At 71.0% G+C, this 23,467-nt stretch carries 19 protein-coding genes and 2 pseudogenes; 7 read left to right on the plus strand and 14 right to left on the minus strand.

The genetic code is table 11. The annotated features are described in order from the left end of the window. Window position 1: 1 nt before the first annotated feature. Together ACFPA8_RS10110 and ACFPA8_RS10115 are read right to left on the minus strand one after the other, a co-directional pair. Complete coding sequence (locus ACFPA8_RS10110) at window positions 2-811, minus strand: ABC transporter permease (protein ID WP_386445588.1); 810 nt, start codon at window positions 809-811, stop codon at window positions 2-4. Beyond that, window positions 808-1,845, minus strand: a complete 1,038-nt coding sequence (locus ACFPA8_RS10115) for an ATP-binding cassette domain-containing protein (protein WP_386445590.1) — start codon at window positions 1,843-1,845, stop codon at window positions 808-810. Before ACFPA8_RS10115 ends, ACFPA8_RS10110 begins: the two co-directional genes overlap by 4 nt. 204 nt (window positions 1,846-2,049) lie before the next feature. Here ACFPA8_RS10115 and ACFPA8_RS10120 point away from each other — a divergent pair, with 204 nt between their 5' ends. Further along, window positions 2,050-2,808 (plus strand): TetR/AcrR family transcriptional regulator, encoded by a 759-nt coding sequence (locus ACFPA8_RS10120; RefSeq protein ID WP_386445593.1) that lies wholly within the window; start codon window positions 2,050-2,052, stop codon window positions 2,806-2,808. Between the two features lie 110 nt (window positions 2,809-2,918). On the opposite strand, the gene ACFPA8_RS10125 is transcribed toward ACFPA8_RS10120, so the two are convergent. The 5 genes from ACFPA8_RS10125 to ACFPA8_RS10145 all read right to left on the minus strand — a co-directional run bounded on the left by ACFPA8_RS10125 (window position 2,919) and on the right by ACFPA8_RS10145 (window position 8,297). Next, entirely contained in the window at window positions 2,919-3,959 is a 1,041-nt protein-coding gene (locus tag ACFPA8_RS10125; RefSeq protein ID WP_386445595.1) for a hypothetical protein, read from the minus strand. Window positions 3,960-4,117: 158 nt separating this feature from the next. Continuing rightward, on the minus strand, window positions 4,118-5,107 hold the full coding sequence (locus tag ACFPA8_RS10130) for an aldo/keto reductase (RefSeq protein ID WP_386446299.1): 990 nt from the start codon (window positions 5,105-5,107) through the stop codon (window positions 4,118-4,120). A gap of 68 nt (window positions 5,108-5,175) precedes the next feature. Continuing rightward, window positions 5,176-5,748 carry a recombinase family protein gene (locus tag ACFPA8_RS10135; RefSeq protein ID WP_386445598.1) on the minus strand — a complete coding sequence of 191 codons (573 nt, stop codon included), beginning with the start codon at window positions 5,746-5,748 and terminating at the stop codon, window positions 5,176-5,178. A gap of 45 nt (window positions 5,749-5,793) precedes the next feature. Next, window positions 5,794-6,387, minus strand: a complete 594-nt coding sequence (locus ACFPA8_RS10140; RefSeq protein ID WP_386445601.1) for an AAA family ATPase — start codon at window positions 6,385-6,387, stop codon at window positions 5,794-5,796. 260 nt (window positions 6,388-6,647) lie between these two features. After that, window positions 6,648-8,297 carry a recombinase family protein gene (locus ACFPA8_RS10145; protein ID WP_386445603.1) on the minus strand — a complete coding sequence of 550 codons (1,650 nt, stop codon included), beginning with the start codon at window positions 8,295-8,297 and terminating at the stop codon, window positions 6,648-6,650. An 87-nt stretch (window positions 8,298-8,384) separates the two neighbouring features. On the opposite strand from ACFPA8_RS10145, the pseudogene ACFPA8_RS10150 reads away from it, so the two are divergent. Beyond that, window positions 8,385-9,239: pseudogene (locus ACFPA8_RS10150) on the plus strand (aldo/keto reductase); the annotation flags it as partial. Window positions 9,240-9,499: 260 nt separating this feature from the next. Here ACFPA8_RS10150 and ACFPA8_RS10155 read toward each other — a convergent pair. The 4 genes from ACFPA8_RS10155 to ACFPA8_RS10170 form a co-directional block, all read right to left on the minus strand. After that, a complete protein-coding gene (locus ACFPA8_RS10155) occupies window positions 9,500-10,225 on the minus strand; it encodes a 2'-5' RNA ligase family protein (RefSeq protein WP_386445606.1) in 726 nt (241 codons plus the stop codon). Between the two features lie 51 nt (window positions 10,226-10,276). Further along, on the minus strand, window positions 10,277-11,518 hold the full coding sequence (locus tag ACFPA8_RS10160) for a phospholipase D-like domain-containing protein (RefSeq protein ID WP_386445608.1): 1,242 nt from the start codon (window positions 11,516-11,518) through the stop codon (window positions 10,277-10,279). 24 nt (window positions 11,519-11,542) lie between these two features. Next, window positions 11,543-13,114 (minus strand): MFS transporter, encoded by a 1,572-nt coding sequence (locus ACFPA8_RS10165; protein ID WP_386445611.1) that lies wholly within the window; start codon window positions 13,112-13,114, stop codon window positions 11,543-11,545. 62 nt (window positions 13,115-13,176) lie between these two features. Beyond that, a complete protein-coding gene (locus tag ACFPA8_RS10170) occupies window positions 13,177-13,641 on the minus strand; it encodes a MarR family winged helix-turn-helix transcriptional regulator (RefSeq protein ID WP_386445614.1) in 465 nt (154 codons plus the stop codon). Window positions 13,642-13,779: 138 nt separating this feature from the next. On the opposite strand from ACFPA8_RS10170, the gene ACFPA8_RS10175 reads away from it, so the two are divergent. From ACFPA8_RS10175 to ACFPA8_RS10195, 5 genes and pseudogenes are all read left to right on the plus strand, one after another. Beyond that, window positions 13,780-14,085: a hypothetical protein gene (locus ACFPA8_RS10175; RefSeq protein WP_386445617.1), complete on the plus strand. Its 306-nt coding sequence runs from the start codon at window positions 13,780-13,782 to the stop codon at window positions 14,083-14,085. A 191-nt stretch (window positions 14,086-14,276) separates the two neighbouring features. After that, window positions 14,277-14,570, plus strand: a complete 294-nt coding sequence (locus ACFPA8_RS10180) for a DUF2530 domain-containing protein (protein ID WP_386445619.1) — start codon at window positions 14,277-14,279, stop codon at window positions 14,568-14,570. A gap of 73 nt (window positions 14,571-14,643) precedes the next feature. Beyond that, window positions 14,644-15,347 (plus strand): annotated as a pseudogene (locus ACFPA8_RS10185) (antibiotic biosynthesis monooxygenase). Between the two features lie 129 nt (window positions 15,348-15,476). After that, window positions 15,477-15,788, plus strand: coding sequence for an ANTAR domain-containing protein (locus ACFPA8_RS10190; protein WP_386445622.1), 312 nt, complete (start codon window positions 15,477-15,479; stop codon window positions 15,786-15,788). Window positions 15,789-15,871: 83 nt separating this feature from the next. Then, window positions 15,872-18,370, plus strand: a complete 2,499-nt coding sequence (locus tag ACFPA8_RS10195; protein WP_386445625.1) for an HAD-IC family P-type ATPase — start codon at window positions 15,872-15,874, stop codon at window positions 18,368-18,370. Between the two features lie 72 nt (window positions 18,371-18,442). Here the strand turns inward: ACFPA8_RS10195 and ACFPA8_RS10200 are convergent, their stop codons facing one another. The 3 genes from ACFPA8_RS10200 to ACFPA8_RS10210 form a co-directional block, all read right to left on the minus strand. Continuing rightward, the gene (locus tag ACFPA8_RS10200) at window positions 18,443-19,375 is read right to left on the minus strand and encodes a phosphotransferase enzyme family protein (protein WP_386445628.1); all 933 of its coding nucleotides are present in this window, start codon (window positions 19,373-19,375) and stop codon (window positions 18,443-18,445) included. Window positions 19,376-19,446: 71 nt separating this feature from the next. Further along, the gene (locus ACFPA8_RS10205) at window positions 19,447-20,064 is read right to left on the minus strand and encodes a dihydrofolate reductase family protein (RefSeq protein WP_386445631.1); all 618 of its coding nucleotides are present in this window, start codon (window positions 20,062-20,064) and stop codon (window positions 19,447-19,449) included. An 84-nt stretch (window positions 20,065-20,148) separates the two neighbouring features. Beyond that, window positions 20,149-23,433, minus strand: a complete 3,285-nt coding sequence (locus ACFPA8_RS10210) for a sacsin N-terminal ATP-binding-like domain-containing protein (RefSeq protein WP_386445634.1) — start codon at window positions 23,431-23,433, stop codon at window positions 20,149-20,151. Between the last annotated feature and the right edge of the window lie 34 nt (window positions 23,434-23,467).

Genomic DNA, 23,467 nt, shown 5'->3' on the forward strand with positions numbered 1-23,467 from the left:
GTCAGCCCGCGAGCCGCTGGAACTTCCGCACCGCGAGCGGCATGAAGACAGCCGTGATGATCAGCGGCCACACCACGGCCATCAGCGCCGAGTGCTGCTCGATCCAGCTGCCGCCGGCGGGCAGCGGATTGCCGTACAGCTCGCGTACGGCGTTGGACGTGGAGGAGACCGGGTTCCACATCGCGACGGCGCCCAGCCAGTCCGGCATCACCGAAGGGGGAGTGAAGACGCTGGAGACCATGCCGAACGGGAAGGCCACGGCGAAGAGGTTCCCCGCCGCCTCCTGGTTCGGGGTGACGAGCCCCAGCCACACGCCGATCCAGATGAGCGAGAAGCGCAGCAGGAGCAGCAGCACGAACGCATAGAGCGTCGCGACGACACCGCCGTCCGAGCGCCAGCCCACCACGAGTGCGATCAGCGCCAGCACGAGAAGGTCGAGAGCCGCGTGGAGGACGTCCGAGACTCCCCGTCCCGTCACGACCGCCGAAGGCGCCATCGGCATGGACCGGAAGCGGTCGGTGACGCCGCGCTCCTTGTCGACGACCACGCTCATCGCGGTGTTCATGAAGCCGAAGGCCATCGTCATCGCGAACATGCCGGGCATCGCGTAGTCCTTGTAGTCCACGCCCTCCCCGATGTCCATGGCGCTGCCGAAGACGAAGACGAAGAGCAGGACGGAGACGATGGGGAAACCCAACTGCCAAGCCAGGAGCGACGGTTGCTTCGCCAGGTGGGTCAGGTCGCGCCGTACGATCGTCCAGCAGTCGGCCATCGCCCAGTAGGCGGTGCTGCTCATGCGGGCGGTCGTCATGCCAGGGCCTCCTGCTTCCTGCGGGTCAGCGTGAGGAAGACCTCGTCGAGCGTGGGGCGGCGCAGCCCGATGTCCTCGACGACCAGCCCCGCGTCCTGAAGGCTCCGCGCCACCTCCATGAGGGCCGCCACTCCCTCTCCGGCGGGTACCGAGGCGTGCACACGCCGCGCGTCGGCGTCGATCTCCGGCTCGCTCCCGTCTGCCGCGACGCGGGCGACCGCCCTGACGATGCCGGGGATGTCGCTCTCCTCTCCGGCCGTCACCTCGACGCGGTCCCCGCCGATCGCCCGCTTCAGCGCGGCCGGCGTGGGCGTGCGGCCCCCGAAGGCCGGTGACGACTCGGTGACGTTGCGGCCCCGGTCGATGACGGCGACGCGGTCGGCGAGCTTGTCGGCCTCGTCGAGGTAGTGCGTGGTGAGCACCACCGTCGTACCGGTCTCGGTCAACGACCGCACCGCTTGCCACACTTCGCTGCGCCCGCGCGGGTCGAGGCCGGTCGTCGGCTCGTCCAGGAAGAGCACCTCGGGGGCGAGGATCATGCTGGACGCGAGGTCGAGGCGGCGGCGCATGCCCCCGCTGAACTCCCTGGGCTGCTTGTCGGCGGCCTCGCTCAGACCGAACTGCTCCAGCAGTTCTCCCGCCCTCCGACGGGCCCGGGACCGGCCGAGATGGAACAGCCGGCCGAACATCTCCAGGTTCTGGCGGGCCGTCATGATCTCGTCGACGGCCGGATTCTGGCCCGTGAGACCGATACGACGGCGCACCATCCGGGGCTCGCTCGCCACATCGTGGCCCGCGACGCGCGCACTGCCGCCGTCCAGCCGGATCAGCGTGCACAGGATGCGCACGGCGGTCGTCTTGCCCGCGCCGTTCGGACCGAGCAGACCGAAGACGGTGCCGCGCGGCACCGCCAGGTCGAAGCCGTCCAGGGCGCGCTTGTCCCCATAGGTCTTGCGCAGCCCTTCCGCGACGACGGAGAACTCCCGTCTGTCCGCCGAAGGACCGTCCGAAGGTCCGTCTGCCGGTGACCTCACTGCTGCTCCCCTTCACTGACGTGCGCCGCGATGCGGGCAAAACTGAGTACGGCGTACTCACAAAGAACAGCGTACAGCGCACGCAGATTTGCGCAAGCCCTTTAGGATGGCGGCCACGACGAGGACGGCCGCCGCGCCCGGCGACCGGCGCCCACAGCCCGCAATCCGACGCCCCGACGCCACCGACCCGGCCGGAGACCCCGCATGACCACGGAATACAGCGGCACCGGCGACCTCCCCCGCACCCTCGAACTCCTCTGGCGCGGCAAGGAGCAGCCCACCCGCGGACCGAAGCCCGGCCTGACCCTGGACCGGATCGTCGCCACCGCTGTCGCCCTCGCCGACCGCGAGGGCATCACCGCGCTCTCCATGCGCAAGGTCGCCGCCGAGCTCGGCGTCGGCACGATGACGCTCTACCGGTACGTCCCGGGCAAGGGCGAACTCCTCGACCTGATGCTCGACCACGTCAACGGCCCCGCCGGCGACTTGGAGGAGCAGCGCGGCAAGGACTGGCGGACGACCATGGAGTCCATCGCGGAGGGCTCGTGGACGCTCTACACGAAGAGCCCCTGGCTGCTCCAGGTCAGTCAGGTCCGCCCGGTCCTCGGCCCGAGCTCACTGAGCGGCGTCGAATTCGCCCTGTCCGCGCTGGACGGCGTGCCCCTGGAGGGCAAGGAGAAGATCGGCCTGCTCACCGCGCTCGACAACTACGTGGTGGGCGCGGCGCGTACGCACGTGCTGCAGCAGCAGGCCACGGAGAACACCGGCCTGTCGGAGGAGGAGTTCTGGACGGCCCAGCTGCCCTATCTGGAACGGGCTATGGGAACCGGTGACTACCCGCACCTGGCGGCCCTGCCGGAGGACTCCTTCTCCCTGCGGGGCGAGGAGGCGATGAGGCTCGGCCTGCGGGCGCTGCTGGACGGCTTCCAGTCGCTGATCGAGCGCAGACGGACACAGCGCTGACCGGCGGACACCGACCGGCAGAGCGCGTGACCGACAGCGGGAGCAGCCCCCGGGCAGGTGGAGCCGGGGCGTCCGGACGGGCACGCCCCGGCCGGACGAGCAGGACCGGCTCAGCCGCGCCGCCGGAAGAGCCGCCTCAGCGTCATCCACAACACGGCGACCACGGCGACTGTGAGCCCCCCGACCACCACGTTCCGGTCGGCGGGTCCGTCACTGTCGCCGGCCGCGCCGCCCCCGCCGCGGGCACCGTCCGAGTCCTTGCCGTCCGCCGCGACGCTCTCCGGCAGCAGCGTCCCGTCGAGCTCCAGCGGGTCCACGGAACTGGAGCGCCCCTCGGAGCCGCACATCAGGGTGCGTCCGTCAGGCGTGAAGGTGACCGACTCGCCCTGGCCCGCCACAGGCACGCTCACCGGACGGTCGAGCGCTTCGGGTCGGCCGTCGCGCCACTTGAACATCTCGCCGCCGAAGTAGCCCCGCAGCACCAGGCGGGTGCCGTCCGGCGAGAACGCACCGTCGGTGGCCCACATCTCCGTACGGGCGATCCTCCGGAAGACGTTCACACCGGACGCCGAGAGCTGCCCGGGGCCCTCGTAGATGCCGCCCTTCTGCTTCTGGCTCTTGCTGGCGATGTAGACCCGCCCGGTCTTCGGATGCACCATCAGCGACTCGGCGTCGCGCGGCCCGTCGTCGTAACGCACGGTGTAGCGCGCAGGGGTGACCGTCACGTCCCGCAGCTGCTTCGGCTCGTCGAAGCGGTAGATCCACACCTCGCTCCACCGGCCGTTGAAGTTGTCACCGATGTCGCCGACGTACACGCTGCCGCCCGGGCCGATCGAAATGCCCTCCACGTCGCGGGGGTCGATGCCCTGGAGGGTGACTGTCGCGACGGTCTTGCCGGTTGCGGAGTCGACTGCGTAGACGTACGGGCCGTCGTCCGAGTCGTTGTGCGTCCAGTAGACGCCCTTGTGCGTGCGGCTCGCGGCGAGCCCGCTGGATTCGGTGATGCGGGGGCTCTCGATACGGAAGGACTCCGGCTTCCCCTCCGCCGCGGCCGCCGGCCCGACGGCGGCGTGAGCACCCGTCAGCAATCCGGACGTGACAAGGGCGACGGCCCCGACAACCGCGACAGCGCGGCGCACAAGCACAGACATGAGGCCCAGTCTCCAGCATCGGCGCCCCGCACGCCCCGCCCGTCCGAAGGCCCGTCCGGTTTCGCGCGCATGTGGCACCACGGAGAGCGCCGGCCGCCACCCCCAACTCGCCCTGCACGCAGAGCAGGAGGCAGCGGTCCACATGCAGATTTGTTACTTCACCATGCGAAAGCTTCGGGGGACGGTCCCGGCCCCGGGAAGATCTCGTCGAGAGCCGCAAGGAGCTCCACGCCCAGGTCCAGGTCGAGGGCGCGCAGCGCTGAGTCAAGCTGCTCCTGCGTGCGTGGGCCGACGATCGGTCCTGTCACGCCGGGACGGGTGAGCAGCCAGGCCAGGGCGGCCTCGCCTGGTTCGATGCCGTGCTTGTCGAGCAGGTTCTCGTACGCCTGGATCTGCTCGCGCGTGCGGGCGTCCTTGAGGGCGTCGGCGGCCCGTCCGCTCGCCCGGCGCCCCTCCGTGGCCTCCTTCTTGAGGACTCCGCCGAGCAGCCCGCCGTGCAGCGGCGACCACGGGATGACCCCGAGGCCGTAGTCCTGCGCGGCAGGAATGACCTCCATCTCGGCGCGGCGCTCGGCGAGGTTGTAGAGGCACTGCTCGCTGACGAGCCCGACCCGGCCGTGCGTCTTCGCGTTTTCGTTGGCCTGGGCGATCTTGTAGCCGGGGAAGTTCGAGGAACCGGCGTAAAGGATCTTCCCTTGTTGGACCAGGACGTCGATCGCCTGCCAGATCTCCTCGAACGGCGTCGAACGGTCGATGTGATGGAACTGGTAGACGTCGATGTAGTCGGTCTGGAGCCGCTTGAGGGAAGCGTCCACGGCACGGCGGATGTTCACGGCGCTGAGCCGGTCATGGTTGGGCCAGGCCGGTCCGTCGGCGCCCATGTTCCCGTAGACCTTGGTGGCCAGGACCGTCTTGTCACGACGCCCGCCGCCCTTGGCGAACCAGGTACCGACGATCTTTTCGGTGCGCCCCTTGTTCTCACCCCACCCGTACACATTTGCAGTGTCAACGAAATTCAGCCCCGCATCGAGCGCCGCATCCATGATCGCGTGGCTCTCGGTCTCCTCGGTTTGAGGCCCGAAGTTCATCGTGCCGAGCACGATGCGACTGACCTTGAGTCCGGTACGTCCCAGCTGCGTGTATTCCATGGTCGCCAAGCGAACCCCTTCGAGTTCACTCCACGCAAGACGTCCGGCGGGCGGCGGGTACGCCTACCTCAGGCGCCCTCGCCGATGCGCCGGTACAGCGTGGCGCGTGAGACGCCCAGGGCCCTGGCGATGGCGTTGACGCTCTCACCCTTGGCCCGTCTGGCGCGGGCGACCGTGAGCATGTCGTCGTTCATGACAGCGGGCCGTCCACCGGTACGCCCCTGCGCCCTGGCCGCGTCCAGCCCAGCGCGGGTGCGCTCCTTGATGAGGCTGCGCTCGAACTCTGCCATCGCTCCGACGACCTGGAGCATGAGGCGGCCGTCGGCCGTGCCGGGGTCGATGTTGGCCAGTGCACCCGTGAGCACCTTGAAGCCGATGTCCCGCTCTCGAAGGGTGTCGACCATGGACACGAGGTCGATGAGCGACCGAGCGAAGCGGTCCAGCTTCCACACACACAGGCTGTCGCCGACACGGGCGTAGTCGAGTGCTGCGTGCAGCTCTGGCCGATCGGTGTTCTTGCCGCTCGCCTTGTCCTCGAAGATGCGGGCGCAGCCTGCGTCGGCGAGCGCGTCACGCTGGAGCTGCGCCTCTTGGTCGCCGGTGGAGACGCGGGCGTACCCGATGAGCTGGCCAGTGTTCATGTTCGCCGTCACAGCCGAGACAATCTCAGAACTCGTCTCAATACGTCAAGCCTGAGGCGGGGGTTTCGAGACGGGTTTTGAACAGCGCTGGCCCCCCTTCTGGGATGCCTTACCCTTCGGCGTGTGCGTCACCGCGAGCACGGGGGTGCCGGACTTGCTGATCGGCTTGAGCTTGTCGATGGTGTTCCGGGCCGTGACGGAGGAGGCGACGTCCTCACCGTCACCGAGGGCGCCCAGCACGTTGTCGAGGACGACGAGGTCGGCGGTCAGCGTCAGGAGGTCGTCGTGGACGCCCTGCCAGTAGCCGGGCTGGCTGGTGTCCTCCACGGGGAAGACGGTGACTGAGTCCCTCGGGACTGCGCCGTGCAGCTGCTCGCGGAGTTCCCCCTCGGCGCCGTCGTCGGTGAGGCCGAAGATGATGTGGCGGCAGAGGCGCAGCACGGGGAAACCGAGGAATTCGTCGGCTCCCTTCAGGGGGGCGGCGGACATCCCAGCGGCGAAGTTCGTCTTCCCGGCCTTGGGCTCGCCGGCGAGCATGGTGATGTTGCTGGTGAACAGGTCGCCAATGAGGAACGCCTGCTCGTACGGGACGTGCTCGATCTCGTGGAGCTTGCGCCCCTTGGTGGTGATGGCTCCCAAGGTTTGTCGGGCCCCTTCCTGTGAGGCGCACGAATGCGCCGGTAACCCCACGCCGGACGGCGGGCCATGTGCCTCCCCTTCTTCGCGGGGGGACCGGCGCCGGACGGCGCGGTCTCTCATCACAGGTGGCGCCCAGGGCGTGATGCCCGGACTCGGTCTCGTGCGGTCGGGAGCGACGGCGACGACCTGCCGGGCATCCTACAAAGGCCGAGAGGACCCTGCGTTCGGGGCCCCTCGGTTCCTCTCGCCCTTCGGCTTCGTCACTCTTCGCTGCGAATCGCTGCCATGTTGCGTACGCGCTGCTTGAAGTCCATCGGGATCAGAACCTGAACCCGTCCGACGGAGTGCTGCCACATGCCGTCATGGCCGTCCACGGACATGACCTGCGCGGCCGTCATCCCCCGGATCGGCTCTGCGTGGATGACAGCCTTGGCCCCTGCGGCACGGAGCTCCTTGCCCTTCTCGTGCTGGGTCGACAGCTTGCTCCACCGCTCCCGGTAGGTCTCTCCCGTGGGGATCTCCTCCCAGGTGTCCGGTCGTGTGGGCTGGGCGATGAGTTGCTCGCGTCGCGCGTCCAGCCGCTTGTACGTCTCGCGGTACTCCTGCTTGCCCAGCTCGCTGGAGTAGAGGCCCGCCGCGCGGTCTTCCCGCAGGTCCGCCAGGGCACGGTTCACTTCTTCGATGTCGCGCGTGTAGTCCACCCCCGGACGGAAGACCTTCCGGACGATCTCGACGTCCCCTGCGGCGAGGAGGAACGCCTTCTCCACGGCGTCCTCCAGCGTGTGAGCCGCAATGCCCTTGCTTCCGGTCGGGCACGGCTTGTGGGTGGTCCGCGAGGCGCAGCGGTAGTAGGGCCAGTTACGGCCGGGGCCGAGATACGCGGGTTCCCCACAGGTGCAGAACGCAACCCGGAGCAGGGGTGAGCCGCCCTTGCGGTTTCCGTTGCGCTGACTGGTGTTCTCGTCCAGCTTCTTGTTGGCCAACTCCCACTCCTCCTGCGTGATCAAGGGCTCCGCGCGCTGAAGAGGCTGGCCATCGGCGTCCCGGACAACTCGGGTCCGCTTCACCTTCTTCCCCTCAACCATCACTTCCTCAGTCACTTCCATCTGCCCCAGGACACAGCGGGAGCGCACGACCTTGGACGTGTTCGCGGCGGTCCAGCGGCTCCCCTTCGGGGTCTTGCCGCTCCGGATCATCTGGGCGTCCAGGGACGTCGGGGTCTTGGACGTGTCCTCGTTGAGCCACTGCGCGATGCTGTTCGCCGACTCACCTTCGATGAGACGGCGAACGATCTCGCAAAGCGTCCCGGCCGTGTCCGTTCCGTAGTCGTCCGGCACCAGCTTCCACCCCTCGCCGGTCTCCTGCTTCTCCTCGCGGTACCCATACGGAGTGCGGCCACCGCGCCAGCGTCCCTCCTTCACCAGGTGGTTGTAGGACGACTTGGCCCGCGCCTTGATGGCTTCGAGCTCCCCCTCCGCGAAGGACGCGATCAGGCTCAGGAGGAGCTTCCCCATCTGCGTGTTCAGGTTGATCCCGTCCTCGACGGTGGCTACCTCCTTGCCGTTCTTCTCGCACCACTCCAGGAGGGTGTGCACGTGCAGCACGCGCCGCGAGAGGCGGTCGATCTTCAGCGCGCAGAGGATGTCGTACTCATCGGCGCGCGACTCCTCCATCGCGATCCTGTGCTCGATCGCGCTGACCTCCTTTCCGATGGTCGAAGGCAGCCACTTGCCGAACTCCGGGCGCTTCCACGGCTCTACCCCGCCAGACACGTCGATGTCCTCGACCCATCCCACGACGACGTGCCCCTCCTGGTCGGCCCATCGCTGGATGGACCGACGCTGACGCTCCGGTGATGTGGTCTCGTCCGACACCCTCGACAGACGGACCACACCCAGAACTCTCCCCATGCTCGTTCTCCCTCTCCCCTGCAGCACGCATCGTGCACAAGGGGTGACGGTATGTGGTTCGGATCATGGCGTCAAAATTGATCTTTGGACACCGCCAACGTGTACGGCTGGGGTGAGAACAAGGGCCGCACCGAGTCGATCCTCGGCACCTGGTTCGCCAAGGGCGGCGGCCGCCGCGAGAAGACCGTGCTGGCCACCAAGGTCTACGGGAACATGGGCACCGACGGCGAGCCCTGGCCCAACCAGGACCGTCTCTCCGCGCTGAACATCCGTCGCGCGGTGGACGCCAGCCTCAAGCGCCTCCAGACCGACTACATCGACCTCTACCAGTTCCACCACGTCGACCGGGCGACGCCCTGGGAGGAGATCTGGCAGGCGGTCGACGTCCTCGTGCAGCAGGGCAAGATCCTCTACGCGGGCTCCTCCAACCACGCCGGCTGGCACATCGCGCAGGCCAACGAGACAGCCGCCCGCCGCGGCACCTACGGCCTCGTCAGCGAGCAGTGCCTGTACAACCTCGCCGAACGCCGCGCCGAGATGGAGGTCGTCCCGGCGGCGCAGGCGTACGGCCTCGGTGTCATCCCCTGGTCGCCGCTGCACGGCGGCCTGCTGGGCGGCGCGATCCGCAAGGCGGAGCAGGGCGGGTCCGGGCGTACGGCCTCGGGGCGGTCGGCGGACGCGCTGTCGAACACGAAGGTGCGCGAGCAGATCCAGCGGTACGAGGACCTGCTCGCCGAGCACGGACTCGAACCGGGAGAGACCGCCCTGGCCTGGCTGCTCACCAGGCCCGGCGTGACGGGCCCGATCGTCGGTCCCCGCACCCCGGAACAGCTCGACTCGGCGGTACGGGCCGCCGGGATGGAGCTGGGGGACGAGCTTCTGACGTCCCTCGACGAGATCTTCCCCGGCCCGGGACCCAGCCCGGAAGCCTTCGCCTGGTAGACGGGTCCGTCGGCCGGGCCGCGGAGCGGCCGTCCGGGAGACGCCGGGGCGAGCGAGCCGGGCCGCCCGCACAACGCGGACACCGCACGGCCGCGCCCCGCTCCACACCCGGTGGAGGCGGGGTGCGGCCCCGGCAGTCCGGGCTGCTCAGCCGCCCAGCGCGGCTGCGACGGCCACCACGATCAGCATCAGCACGAGCGCACCGCTGACGATGCGCGTCCTCGTCTTGGTATTCACGCTCACCACCGTAACCGGACGGCTCAGCCGCCCAGCGGCCAGGCTGCAACCTGCTCGTAGCGCGGCTGTTCGCCGGGGATCCCGTGCTCCGGCAGGTTGCTGCGTACGAGGGTGAGTTCGGCCGCCGTCCAGGGATCGCCGTGGAAGCCGCCGAGCGCCGCGGCGTACGGCCGCAGATCGACCGGTTCCCGAGCCGAACGCGCGACGGTCAGATGGGCCGTGAAGCGGCGGGACTCCTCCGTCTCCACTCCCGCCCGGCGTCCCGCGGCGGCCGCAGCCGCGGCCAGCCGCCGCACCGCCTCGACGGGCCGCACTCCGGGCCGCGATCCGGACCGCGCTGCCGCGACGGTGCCGGGGCCGGACTCGCCGCCCCCGCCGGGGCCGCCGGGCCCGACGGGGCCGTCATCCGGCTCCGCGGCCTCCTCCGCCCCGGCGTCTGCGTCTGCGTCTGCTTCACCGTCCGCGATCCCCGCCCACAGCGCCCGGTCCCCGAACCGTCCCGATCCGGCGATCCTCAGCCGCAGGGGACGCCCGCGACGAGCGGCCCGTGCCAGCCGCTCCTCGAGAGACGGCAGGACGGCATCGGACACCTCGCCGTAGAAGGCGAGGGTGATGTGCCAGTTGGCCCGGTCCGTCCAGCGCAGCCGCCCGGCTCCCTCCATGGAGTGCAACTCCCCTACGGCTTCCGCGAGTTGGCCCGGCCCGTCCAGGACATGGGCGGGCGGGAGGAGGGCTGCGAAGAGTCTCATGCGACAAGGATGCCGTCACCCGCGGACATCGCGTCCCCGGGCCGTACGTCCTCAGAGGAAGCGGCGGAACGGCAGGACCGCGGCCTCCCGGAGCCGCTCCACGAGCGCCCGGCGCCGCCAGTGCCGCAGCGGGACAGGGGTGCTCAGGGCCACGTCCTCGGTGAAGTGCCCGTCCAGCGTCGCGGTGAAGAACTCGTCCAGCACGGCGAGCATCACTTCCTCGTCGTGGTCCAGCGAGCGCCGGTTGAAGTTGGTCGACCCGACGAGCGACACCAGGCCGTCGACTGTGACGATCTTGGCGTGCAGCATCGTCGGCCGGTACTGCCAGATACGCACTCCCGAGGCGAGCAGTTCCTCGTAGTAGCGCTGCCCCGCCAGCTGGCAGACCCGCTTGTCCGTGTGGGCCCCCGGCAGCACGATGTCCACTTCGACGCCGCGCCGCGCCGTGGCCGTCAGCAGCTCGACGAAGTACGCGTCAGGTGCGAAGTAGGCCGTCGTGAGACGCACGCGGGTGCGCGCCGACTCCAGTACGACGCGTAGCAGGGTCTGCATGTCCTGCCAGCCGAAGCTCGCCGAGCCGCGGACCACCTGCACCACGGAATCGCCCGCCGCCTCCTGTTCGACGAACCGGTCGCGGTCGTCGAAGAGTTCGTCGTGGCACTCCGCCCAGTTCTGGGCGAACGCGGCGCAGACGCCGTCCACCGCCGGCCCGCGCAGCTCGACGTGCGTGTCCCGCCACTCGCCCTCGTGGCGGGCGTTCCCGCACCACTCCTCGGCGATGCCCACGCCGCCGGTGAACGCGACCCGCTCGTCGACGACCAGCACCTTGCGGTGGCAGCGGTGGTTCTGCTTCACAGGTGAGATCCACATCGGTTTGCGGAACCACACCACCTGCACACCGGCATCGGCCATGTCCTCGAGCAGGTCCTTCTCTATGAGCCGGCTGCCGAACCCGTCCAGCAGCAGCCTCACCCGCAGGCCCTGACGGGCGCGGCCTCCGAGGGCGCGGGCGAAGTCGCGGGCGATCTCGCCCCGCCAGTACACGAACGTCATCATGTCGACGGTGTGCTGTGCGGAGCGGATCGCCTCCAGCATCGCCGGGAAGATCTCGTCCCCGTTGCGCAGCGCGCGCAGCGCGTTCCCCTCGGTGGCGGCGATGCCGATGAGGCGCTCCAGCCGTCTCCGTACGGGCTGGATGCCCTCGCCGACGCCCGGCGACCGGGGAGCGGGAGGACTCCCGAGGCTCTGGAGTTCTCCGGTGCCGGGCACCCCGGCCGATTCCGCCATGCTCATGACCGTGAGCATACGGTCTGTCCCTTACGCGGCAGAAGGCACCCTCTCGCGCCCATCGCCCCGCTCGGGCGCCGCCGCAGCACCGGGGTCCGCGTCCGGCTCCGAGCCGGACTCCCGCGGTACGAACCTCAGGTGCCGGTGCCCGCGCCGCATGTCGAAGCGGAGGCGCAGGCCGCCGGCGCGCGCCAGCGCCAGGCCGACGCCGACCGCGACGACGGCGGAGACGACACCCCCGGACAGGAAACCGACGCGCGCGCCGAAGGTGTCGGTGATCCAGCCCATGACCGGCCCGCCGATGGGCGTACCGCCCATGAAGACCATCATGTAGAGGCTCATCACCCTGCCCCGCATGGCCGGGTCCGAGGCGAGCTGGACACTGGAGTTCGCGGTGACGTTGAACGTCAGCCCCATGATGCCGATGGGCGCCATCAGGGCGGCGAACAGCCAGAAGGACGGAGTGAGCGCGGCGATCATCTCCAGGACGCCGAACAGCAGCGCCGCCCCCGCCATGAGCCGCATCCGGGACGTACCGCGCCGTGCGGACAGCAGCGCGCCCGCGACGGAGCCGACGGCCATCAGCGTGTTGAGCAGCCCGTACGTGCCGGCGCCCTCCTGGAAGACCCGGTCCGTGAAGGCGGTGAGCCAGATCGGGAAGTTGAAGCCGAACGTTCCCACGAAGCCGACGAGCACGATGGGCCACATCAGCTCGGGGTGGCTGCGCACGTAACTCAGCCCTTCGCGCAGCTGACCCTTGCAGCGCGGGGCCCGCTCGGTGCTGTGCAGTTCCCCGGTGCGCACCAGCAGCAGGCTCGCGACGGGAGCGAGGAAGGAGAGGCCGTTGAAGAGGAACGCCCAGCCGCTTCCCACGGCGGCGATCAGCACACCGGCGATGGCGGGCCCGACCAGGCGGGCGCTCTGGAAGTTCGCCGAGTTGAGCGAGACGGCGTTGCGTATCTGCGCCGGGCCGACCATCTCGGAGACGAAGGTCTGACGAGCGGGGTTGTCGACCACCGTGGCGAGCCCCAGCACGAAGGCCAGCACGTAGACGTGCGCGATGTGCACGTGACCGCTGAGCGTGAGCACGGCCAGCGCCAACCCCGTCAGTCCCATGACGGACTGGGTCGCCAGCAGCAGCCTGCGCTTGTCGTACCGGTCGGCGACGAGGCCGCCGTAGAGCCCGAAGAGCAGCATCGGCAGGAACTGGAGCGCTGTGGTGATGCCGACGGCGGTGGCCGAGCCGGTGAGGCTGAGCACCAGCCAGTCCTGGGCGATGCGCTGCATCCAGGTGCCGGTGTTGGAGACGGCCTGGCCCATGGCGAAGAGCCGGTAGTTGCGGATGCGGAGGGAGCTGAACATCGAGGGCTTGCGGGCCTCGGCCGGCTCCTGCTCGCCGGCGGCCGATGCCGTCTTCTCAGTCGCGGGGGCATTCCCGGGGGCGGCGGTGGCGGCCGGGCCGGTGCCGGTGGCCGCCGTGGTGTCGGTCGCGGTGCCGGTGTGCGTGCCGGTGTCCGTGCCGGTAGCGGTGTCGGTCGTGGTGTAGGTCGCGGGCTTGTCCTGTGGTGCGGGTGCGGAATGTGCTCCGTTGCCCGTACTCAAATCGGGTTCGCCTCCTCGTCGGCGTTGTTCAGCGGTTCGGCGTGTGCGCCTCGTCGTGCTCCTTATGCATGAGCCAGCTTCTCCAGCACGGGGGCCGCGGCCCGCAGCGTCTCCCACTCGTCCTCGTCGAGCCGCCCGGCCAGCTCCGCCAGCCAGGCGTTCCGCTTCTCGCGGCTCGCGGCGAGCATCGACTCGGCCTGCTCGGTCTGCGTGACCGTCTTCTGCCGGCGGTCCTCCGGGTGGGGCTCCAGACGGACCAGCCCCTTGGCCTCCAACATCGCGACGATACGAGTCATCGACGGAGGCTGCACGTGCTCCTTGCGGGCCAGCTCGCTGGGCGTCGCGGAGCCGCAGCGGGCGAGGGTGCCGAGCACGGACATCTCGGCCGGGCTGAGCGACTCGTCCACACGCTGGTGCTTCAGGCGCCGCGAGAGGCGCATGACGGCGGTACGCAGCGCGTTCACAGCCGCCATGTCGAGGTCGCTGTCGCGGAGTGGGGCTGTGGCGCGCTCGGGCGTATCCGGCATGTCGTTAGCGTAACTCATTACCTATGCTAAAGACTAGCGCGAGGCGGGGTCACGCCCTGTCTCTCGAATCACACGTACGAGTGAGTTCGCACGGAAATCTGACGCATCACCCCACACGGGAACGGGACCGTTGGGTGCATGACTTCGATGACCTCGAAGGTGCTCAGCCTGCGCATGGACAGCGAACTGTTCGACAGGCTGCACGACCACGCCGCCAAGCGCGGCATGAGCGTCCAGGACTATGTGGTCCGCACGCTCGTGCGCGACGACTTCGACGAACGCTTCCAGGCCTCCGTGGAGAGGACGGAGCGCTTCTACGGCTCCACGCACCGCGCGGAAGCACCGGAGCCGGACGTGGAACCGGCTGTCGCCGACCGCCGCAGCAGCCCCGGTCCTCCGGGCATCGGCGCACGCCCGGCGCCCGCCCGACGGGGTCGAGCTTGAACGGGACGGGAAGCAGATCGCGGCCCGGACCCTCCGGACCACGGCACGAACGCGGCGCAAACCCCGGGCGCGCAGGCGACGACCGGCCGGCCACGCCGTCTCCGCACGTGGAGAGACTGCCCGCCTCCCTCCCGCAGCGCCTGGATAGGCTGTGCACGACAGGAGCCGACGAGCGCGAGGGAGCTGCGGCGATGGGTCTCATGGACCGGTGGACCGACGGCGAGCGCGAATCCCCCGAACCGCTGGAGGGCCCCGTCACGGGCACCGTCCTCGTCGGCACCGCGCTGTGGTTCCTCCTCTTCCTCGGCCAGCTCCCCTTCTACGGCTGGTACGCGAGCCACGGCCACGACTGGTTCATCTGGACCTGCGCCGCCGGTGCCGGGCTCGGCCTGCTCGGCCTCTGGTACGTACGGGCGCGGGAGCGCGGCCTCCGGCGCGCGCAGGAGCAGGAGACCGCGGGTCCGCCGCAGCCGTCCGGCGACTGAGCGCCCGCCCCGCGGCAGGACCCGCTCCGGCACAGGTTGACTTCAACAACGCTTGAAGTACGAGCATCCAGTCATGACCAGGACCGCAGAACGCACCACCCGCCGCCCCGACCTGCTCCGTGAGGACGCGGGCACCACTCTCTTCAGCCGGTGGAGGCTGGGCACGTCCGCCCGCCGCCGGACGGCACTCGACGCGATCGCCGCCGTCTGGGAGCGCGAACCCTGGCCGGACGAGCGCCTGCTCGGCTACTGGGTCTACGAGGGGGAGGACGGCGAGACCCTGCTGCACCACTCCCAGTGGAGGGACGACGACTGCCCTACGCCCGGAGCCACCGCCGGTCCCGCGTGGAGGAGGTCGACGCCGCCGTTCCCGGCATCGAACGCCTCGGCGTGGGCCGCTTCCACCGGTACCGCAGCGGCAGCCGCGAGGGGGACACACGCGTGCCGGGCTGCGTCGCGATCGTCGACGTGGAATTCGACGGACCCGACCCCGACCGCCAACGCGCCTGGGTGGACACGGTGTTCGAGGCACTGGAGAGCGACCCCGCCCCGCACCCCGGCGGCATCTCCGCCCACTTCCACGTCGGTACGGACGGCACCCGGGTCGTCAACTACGCCGAGTGGGAGAGCGCTCAGGCGCACATCGAGGCCGTACGGGATCCGGGACGCGGCACCGCCGCACTGACCCCGGAGTGGCAGCGGGTGCAGAACCACCCGGGGATCAGGAACCGCTCGATCGACCGCTTCCGCCTCGCTCTCGGCCTCGTTCCCCACTGAGGGACCGCACACGGTGCCGCGGCTCCGGCCCTGACGGAACTGAGTATGATCTCTTCATCGGGCATATGCCCATCCGTCCGCTGGGTCAGAGGTGCATCACTGGGCACCCTGAGTGGAAGTGGGGCAAGCATGGGCGACGCGGAGAGTCCGCATGCCGAGCTGGAGCAGTTGCGCCGGGCGATGGAGACGCGACCGGTGATCGACCAGGCGCACGGCGTCCTCATGGCCGCCTACCGCTGCACACCGCCGACCGCCTGGAAGGTGCTGGTCGCCGTCTCGCAGCACGCGAACGTCAAGCTGCACAAGGTCGCCGCGGCCCTGGTGAGGAGTACGCAGGGGGAGCCGCTGCCGGAGCCGCTGAGTTCCGCTCTGCGCACCGCACTGCAGAGCACATCTCAGCCTCCGCCGGCATCCGCTCCCCCGCAGGACGACAGCCGCTGAGCAGGAGTCGGGCGCCCCCGCACCGCCGCCAACGCGCCCGGCGAAACAGGACAAGGCTCACCAAGCGCCCGTAACGTCGGGGCATGACACAGCGGGAAGAGGGGCGGTCCGCACCCGGAACGGAGCGTGGGCTCAGTGCCGCGGAGGTGGAGGCGCGGATCGCACGCGGCGAGGTCAACGACGTGCCGGTGCGCAGCAGCCGCTCCGCCGTGGAGATCGTCCGGGCCAACGTCTTCACCCGCTTCAACGCCATCATCGGCGTGCTCTTCCTGATCATCCTGATCGTCGGGCCCATCCAGGACAGCCTGTTCGGCTTCGTGATCCTCGCCAACACGCTCATCGGCATCGTCCAGGAACTCCGCGCGAAGAGGACCCTGGACTCCCTCGCCGTCATCGGAGAGGCGCGGCCCACCGTCAGACGCGACGGCATCGCGCGCGACCTGCAGACGAACCAGATCGTGCTCGGCGACCTCGTCGAACTCGGGCCCGGTGACAAGTGCGTTGTGGACGGCGAGGTCGCCGAGTCCGACACCCTGGAGATCGACGAGTCGCTGCTGACCGGTGAGGCCGACCCCGTCCTCAAACGGCCCGGCGACCGGATCATGTCCGGCAGCTTCGTCGTAGCCGGAAGCGGCGCCTTCACCGCGACGCGAGTCGGACGGGACGCCTACGCCGCGCAGCTCGCGGAGGAGGCGTCCCGCTTCACCCTCGTCCACTCCGAGCTGCGGAGCGGCATCAACGACCTGCTCAAGTACATCACCTGGATGATCGTTCCGACGGGCATCGGTCTGGTGCTGAGCCAACTCCTGCTCGGACACCGCGACATCGACGACGCCATCCGCCGCATGGTCGGAGGCATCGCGCCGATGGTGCCCGAAGGACTGGTGCTGCTGACCTCCATCGCCTTCGCCATCGGAGTCGTCCGGCTGGGACGGCGGCAGTGCCTCGTGCAGGAACTCCCGGCGATCGAGGGCCTCGCCCGCGTCGACGTCGTCTGCCTCGACAAGACGGGCACGCTGACAGAGGGGGGCATGGACGTCACCGGCGTGCGGGTCCTCCAGGACGGCAAGGCCGGCAGCACCTCCGACACCGCCTACCTTCAGCGGGTGCTGACCGCCCTCGGCTCCGCCGATCCGCGGCCGAACGCCAGCATGCGGGCCATCGTCGACGCCTACTCCCCGGACGGAGCCGGGCCGCCGGGCAGCGGCCCCGCGGCGTGGCGCACGGAGCAGTCCCTGCCGTTCTCCTCCGCGCGGAAGTACAGCGGCGCGACGTTCGTCGAGCAGGACGGCACCCGCCGTACGTGGCTGCTGGGCGCCCCCGACATCCTCCTGCCGCCCGGCCATCCCGCGCTCGCGGAGGTCGACCGGCTCAGCCGGGAGGGGCTGCGCGTCCTGCTGCTGGCCGCGGCGGACGGCATTCCCGACCGGGCCGGGAGCGCCGGTCGCGGAGGGCCCGTCCACCGGGCCGAACCGGCCGCACTGGTGATACTGGAGCAGCGACTGCGGCCCGAAGCGGCCGCAACGCTGCGCTACTTCGCGGAGCAGGACGTCGCCGCGAAGGTTCTCTCCGGCGACAACGCGGTCTCGGTCGGAGCGGTGGCGGCCAAGCTCCGCCTGCCGGGCGCGCAGGACCCGGTGGACTCCCGCCTGCTTCCGGACGACGCCGAGGGTCTGGTGCGCGAGCTGGAGAGGGGCACGGTCTTCGGGCGGGTCTCACCGCGGCAGAAGCAGGACATGGTGGCCGCCCTCCAGGCCCACGGGCACCACGTGGCGATGACCGGCGACGGAGTCAACGACGTACTGGCCCTGAAGGACGCGGACATCGGCGTCGCCATGGGCACGGGCTCCGAAGCGACGCGGGCCGTCGCCCAGATCGTGCTGCTCGACGACAGCTTCGCCACGCTCCCTTCGGTGGTGGCCGAGGGCAGACGTGTGATCGGCAACATCGAACGAGTCGCGCATCTTTTCCTGACCAAGACCGTCTATTCGGTGCTGCTCGCGGCGCTTGTCATCGCCTGGCAGGTGCCGTATCCGTTCCTGCCGCGTCATCTGACCCTGCTGTCGTCGCTGACCATCGGCATCCCCGCCTTCTTCCTGGCCCTCGCTCCCAACCGCGAGCGCGCGAAGCCGCACTTCGTACGCCGGGTCATGCGCTACTCGGTACCGGCGGGGCTCATCGCGGGGACGGCCACCTTCGTCATGTACCTGGTGGCCCGTCACCACTACACGGGCCGGGGATCGCTGGCTGCCGAGACGAGCGTGGCGACTCTGACGCTCTTCCTGATCGCCATGTGGGTACTGGCGATCGTCGCCCGTCCCTACTCGTGGTGGCGCGTCGTCCTGGTGCTGACGATGGGGCTGGGCTTCCTGACCGTACTGGCGACACCGTGGCTGCAGCACTTCTTCGCGCTGAAGCTCGTGGGCACGGCCATGCCGTGGACAGGGGTGGCCGTCGCGGGGGTGTCAGCGGCGGCCCTGGAGGCGACCTGGCGCTGGGTGAAACACCCGCGGCACGGCGAACGTGACAGCGCCGCAGCCCGGGACGGGCGCCGGGCCCCGAGCCGGAACCGGACGCGCTGACCTGCACGGCTGGTGCTGCGACCCGGCAGGTTCACCGGCTCGCGACGCCCGGCGGACCGTCCCGGCCACGCGCTAGAACGCGAGCCAGCGCACCGTCACGTCGTCCTCCCGGAGTGAAGCCACTCGGCGTGCGAACTCCCGGCGCGCAGCGGGGTTCCCGGGCGCGTGCTGTGCCACCCACGCGCAACTGGCCGTCTCCCGCGCGCCCCGCAGCACCGCGCAGCCGGACCACTCGCGTACGTCCCAGCCGTAGACGCGCACGAAGCGGGCGTACTCCTGAGCGGTCAGTCCGTACCGGTCCAGGCCGAGGGCGAGGACGGTCAGATCGTGCTCGCGCATGTCGTCGGAGAAGGTCTCCAGGTCCAGCAGCAGCGGCCCGTCCGGGCCGACGTGGACGTTGCGCGGGAGAGCGTCGCCGTGCACCGGGCCCGGCGGGAGCGCCGGCGTCAGGGCCGCGACGGCGGCCGCGAAGTCGTCGCGCCGTGCCCGCAGCCAGGCCGCGTCCTCGGCGGGGACCGCGTCGCCCGCCAGCCGGAGCCAGCGCTCCACTCCGGAGAGCAGGTCACGGCGCGGCAGGGGGAAGGGCGGCGGCGGCAGGGCGTGCACGAGGAGCAGCAGCTCGGCCAGGTCCGCGGGTGTGGCCGGGCGTACGGCGTCGGGCAGGCGCCGCCAGTAGGTGAGCGGGTGCCCGTCGACGACGGTGACGCCGGGACGTGCCGCCCGTACGGCAGGCACGTTCTGTTCCTCCAGCCAGGCGGCCGTGCGGAGTTCGCGTGCGGCGCGCTCGCGCTGCCACGGGCCCCGCCCGACGCGTACGACGGCGGGCTGCCGTGTCCCGCGCGCCGCCCTCAGCGCGAAGACGGCGTTCTCGCCGAGGGCGAGCAGTTCCGCGTCGCCGGTGCCGGCCGCCTCCCCTGCCGCTTCGAGCACTGCGCGGGCCCGCCCCTCGGTGAAGGGCGGGCCCGGTTTCTCTGCCGCGTCCGCCGGTGTCTCTTCGGTGCCCATCCGCCCGAGGCTAGCCCGGGGCCACCGGCCGACGGGCCGCCCGTCTGCCTGCTTGCCTGCCGAGCCCGGGGTCACTCCAGCTCGAAGGTTCCGTACGTCGGCCGGCCCGCCCATCTGTAGGTGTGGATCGCGATGCCGGTGCCGGTCGTGCGGCTGCCCGTGAGCTCCAGCGCCGTGGGGAGCGCGCCCTCCGCGAACAGCCGCTTGCCCGTGCCGAGTACGACCGGGTAGGTGAGCAGCCGGTACTCGTCGATGAGGTCGTGAGCCATCAGGGACTGGGCGAGCTGTGCGCTGCCGTGGATCTGCAGCTCTCCGCTCGCCTGCTTCTTCAGGGCGGCGACCTGCCGTGGCACGTCCTCGCTGAGGACGGTCGTGTTGTGCCACTCGGGTTCGCCGAGGGTGGTGGAGGCGACGTACTTGGGCTGGCTGTTGAGGCTGGTGGCGATCGGGTCGTCCGGGTCCGTGACGCTCGGCCAGTGCGCGGCGAAGATCTCGTACGTGCGGCGTCCGAGGACGAACCCCTCCGCCTTGGCGATCGTCTCGTCCATGAAGGCGCCCATGTCCGCGTCCGCGTACGGCACGAGCCAGCCGCCCTGGTCGAAGCCGCCGCCGGTGTCCTCGTTGGGCCCGCCGGGGGCCTGCATGACCCCGTCCAGTGACAGGAACGTGGTGAGCGTGAGAGAAGTCATGCCCGGAATGACCGTTCAGCGGTGCGGAACTCATCGCGGCGCGCCGGGTGGGTCAGCCGGCTCGGCCGGCCGGCCGAGCCCGGCTCAGTCGAACCAGCGGGCCCGCTCCAGCTCGGCCACGCGCTCCGGGTCCTCCAGCAGGGCGGCCACCTCGAAGCGGCGCGCCCAGTGGCCCGCCGACCAGGCCAGCCCGGCGGCGACGCCCTCCAGCGTCGCCGCGTGCAGCACACCGTCCGGTGTGCGGCGCCAGTCCACGTCGGTGCCGTCCACCACCAGCTCGTCGTGTTCGCGGTACGTCAGGGGCGCGTCCGGCAGCAGGAAGCGCACGGCCGCGGGCACTGCACGCTCCGTGCCCTCGCCGGATGCGGCCTCGTCGACCGTGCCCGGGACCGCTTCGCCGAGCCGCCGCACCTCCAGCACCGCGGCGAGTCCCGCGGCGCCCGCGGGCGGTACGGGCAGCAGCAGCCGCCTGCCGGCCACCGGGATCAGGTCGGGGGCGTCCGCGATGAGCGCGTCCTCCCTGGGCACGACCTCGATCTCGCCGGTGGCCGCCACCACGGCGCGCAGCTCTTCCGGGAGTGTCACCTCGTCCGGATCCAGCTCGGCCAACAGCCCGTAGAGTCCGTGCAATTGAGCATGACCTACCTCGAGGTCCGGCTCGGCGAGCCGTCCCAGCAGCTCCGCCGCACCTCCCGGCTCCTCCAGCAGTGCCGCAGCCGATGTACGGATGCCGAGCGCGCGCAGCACCTGCGCGTCGGAGAAGCCGGAGGCGTCCGCCTCGTCGTAGAGCCCGGCCAGCAGCGGGTCGCCGCCCGCTGCGCGCAGCCCTGCCGGGCGGCGCCCGTCCAGCACGGGATGACCGCGCAGCCACCACGCCGTGTAGGGGCGGACCGTCTCTGTGACACCGTCGGGCAGCAGGACGCGCACCGGTGCGGTGAGCGCGTCCCGCAGCGGCGGCTCGGCGAGCATCGCCAGCACTTCCGGCCAGTTGTCGTCGTCGACCAGGTCCAGGTCGCGTACGGCCACGAGTTCGGACGCCACGGGCGGCACCGCCGCCTCGCTCTCCGGGAGCTGGTCCAGTACGTCCTCGCACCACACGTCGACGGCGTCGAGCAGCCCCACGTCGTCGGGTTCGGCGAAGTCGCCCTCGCGCGGCTCCATTTCGTCGGGGTCGAGCACGACGTCGGTGGCCCGCACCAGTGCGAAGGTCGCCTGCACCCCGGCGGCGGTCAGCGCCTGCTCACCCCAGCGCTCGCTCAACTCGGCGTCGCACACCGGGAGTTCGTCCTCGCGGATGACGCGCTCGAAAGGGCTGCCGGGGAGGACGAGTTCTCCCGCGGGGACGAGTTCGCCGTCCTCGTCGGGGAGCGCCAGTGCGCCCAGCCAGGGCTCGTCGCCGGGCGCGAGGCCCGCGTCGCGTACGAGGCCGAGCACGACGTCCGCCAGCTCATCGGCGTCCAGAGGGCCTTGGCCGTCCTCGCCGAGTCCGTCGTCCCAGGCTTCCTCGGCGTCGAGTGACGCGGCGACAGCCGCCCGCACCTGCGGGGTCGTCAGCACGGCACGGGGTGTGGCACCCGTCGCGCCGAGCTTCTCCAGCAGCGGGTGCGCGGCGTCGGGGTGTGCCACCTTCAGCCCCAGACGGGCGAGCTGCCGCGCCCGCTCCTGCTCCGGGGCGGAGTCCGGCAGGGGCAGCAGCACCTGACGCGGGCCGATGGCCGTACGCGCCCCCGAGGAGCCGGGGCGGGCGGAGTCCCCGCCGGCCAGCGGCACGGGCAGCCCCGTGAGCCTGTCGGGGTCCACGCCCGCGAGGGAGTCGTACAGCCGCCACCACCATTCCGGCGTCCGCTCGACACCCGCGAGGCGGTCGATGATCTCGCCGAGCGGTACACGCGCCACGTCCAGTGCGCGCAGCTCCGTCCGCCGCTCCAGTCCCGCGGGCAGCAGGCCGGGGAACAGCTCCGCCAGAACGGCGACCGTACGGGCGCCCGCGCCCTCGGCGATCTCCGCCTCACGGGGACGCAGCACGACGGGTCCGCCGTCCTCGTGGGTGCCCGCGCCGCTGAGGAACGGGACGTCCGGCAGCCGGGCGAGCAGCAACTGGCGCAGCGCGCCGTCGAGTTCGCTCTTCCCCAGCGGTCCGGGCACCAGATCGACGAGGTCGGGCGTCACAGGCCGCCAGTCATGCAGCAGTCGCACGTACGTACTTGCCGCCTGCTCCAGCAGGAAATCCGTCAACGGCCCCCGTGCGACGTGCCGTCGTGTCGAATCGAGCGGGAAGTCCGCGATGAGGAGCGCGGGCAGCCCCAGTGGTTCGTCCGTCGGTGTCGGGGCGTGCACGTACGCCGCCGTCGGCGGCCGCACCGGGCGTCCGTCCTCGACGGGGACGGCCCACGTCACCGACCAGCCGGGACGCATGCGCTCCTCGACCGGACGGTCCGCGAGCAGCTCCTGCGCCGCACGTCCGCCGGCGCGTGCCACGCGCCATCGCCGGACGGTGCGCGTCCCGTCGCCGTCCTCGCAGCGGATCTCGACGACGCCGGAACCAGCGGCGCCGGAACCAGCGGCCTCCGCGGCATCTGCGGCCTCCCCGGCGGCCGGGGAGCCGTCGGCGCCTGCGTCAGCTCCTGCCCCGGTACCGAGGTCGTGGCGGGTGAAGGTCCTGGTGCCCTCGCCGGGCAACTCGACGACGACTTCCTCGAGTCCCGGCAGCGTCAGCAGCAACGCGTCGTCGACGGCAGCGAGCAGACGCTCCGTCAGCTCCTCCGCGGCCGTGTCCCGTATGGGCAGCACGACGGCCGTCTCATAGCCGTCGGGAGCGGTGCCCTCCGCGGGCAACGGCAGCCGCAGCAGCGGTGCGTGGCCGTCGCGTCGGCGCAACTCCTCGCCCAGGGCGGGTGCTTGGTGCGCAGCTTCCAGCACCATCTCCCGTGCGTCGGCGAGCGACCACCGCACGCCGCCGGCGCGTCCCAGGACGGCGGGCTCGTCCGTGACGGCGAGCACCGCGGAGAAGCCGACGCCGAACCGGCCGACGGCCGCCTCGTCCCGCTCGTCGCGTTTGGCCGAGGCACGCAGCGTCGAGAGCGACTCCACGCCCGTCCCGTCCAGCGGCGCACCGCTGTTGGCGACGACGAGCACGCCGTCGCTGAGGGTGAGCCTCAGCCGCCCCGCCGTCCCCACGCGGGCGGCGGCGTCGGCAGCGTTCTGTGCGAGTTCGACGACGAGGCGGTCGCGGTAGCCGCCGAGTGCCAGCTCCTGCTCGGCGTTGGCGTCCTCGCGGAAACGCGCGGGCGACGCGGCCCACGCGTCCAGCACGCCCCGCCGCAGCCGTGCCGTCCCGAACACGTCGGCCTGTGCGTCACCCTGAACCATCGCCGTCTCCTTCGTCGTCCCGCCACCCCGCCCG

The organism is Streptomyces ovatisporus, assembly GCF_042653885.1.
GTDB classification, from domain to species: Bacteria; Actinomycetota; Actinomycetes; order Streptomycetales; family Streptomycetaceae; genus Streptomyces; species Streptomyces ovatisporus.